This window comes from Acetobacter estunensis (assembly GCF_011516945.1).
Classification (GTDB): domain Bacteria; phylum Pseudomonadota; class Alphaproteobacteria; order Acetobacterales; family Acetobacteraceae; genus Acetobacter; species Acetobacter estunensis.
This window is the reverse complement of the sequence record NZ_WOTH01000108.1, coordinates 1-748: the sequence shown is the minus strand read 5'-3', so window position 1 is coordinate 748 and position 748 is coordinate 1. Positions and strand designations below refer to the sequence as shown.

Genomic DNA, 748 nt, shown 5'->3' with positions numbered 1-748 from the left:
GACTTGAACTCTGCCGCATACCGTTTCCGCGTAACCTTGCCCATAAAACCCGTCCTCGTTCAGGCCAGATGATAGCTTACCGCTCTGTCCAAAAAATGGGGGCCACTTCTACATAAACATCACATACAGCAGAGCGCAGAACGACAGTCCGCCAGATAAAGACCGGTCGGATCAGATGTTACGGGAATATGTGTGTAGTGACCCCGATGACGTATGGAATAGATAGTAAAATTGCGCCAGTAAGACCAAGTGTCACTCGTACTTTATTCGAAGGGTCCACGGTAGCGACCCCGAAACAGGCGCAACCCACGGTCGACATAAAGGCAAACACCTGAAACCACCAGTTTGGAGCAGCCCCAAGTGTTTTCCACCACAGCGCAAACCAGGAAACACCGCAGGTTGAAAATATCAAGAAAGCCACGGCGAAGTGAATAATCGGCCCGTAGAAAAGCTCGTAGTCGAGTTCACGAAAGAGCTTTTGCATCTTGGAATCAGTCCGTGCCCACTCCAGAGCAGCGCTTTTTTGTTCATCAGTCAGAGTCATCGTTGGCCCTCCTACTTTACTCTTAACGTGTTATTTGTAGGTGATATAAGTATAAATAGTTACAGCCGCGAACAATACCACGAACTGTGTCTTAGTGTCTGACCGAAAATGAGTTGAGTGATTTCAGCGGGTTATGATTCATGGGTTTGCGATAACCTGATGAGATCAAGATGGCCTGGACTGAAATCACCCGAGCGCAGTATC

General features: G+C 48.3%; 1 protein-coding gene. It reads right to left on the bottom strand.

Translation table 11 applies throughout. The features are described 5' to 3' along the window. Window positions 1-178: 178 nt before the first annotated feature. Window positions 179-544, bottom strand: a complete 366-nt coding sequence (locus tag GOB87_RS16495; RefSeq protein WP_166319198.1) for a hypothetical protein — start codon at window positions 542-544, stop codon at window positions 179-181. Window positions 545-748: the final 204 nt, after the last annotated feature.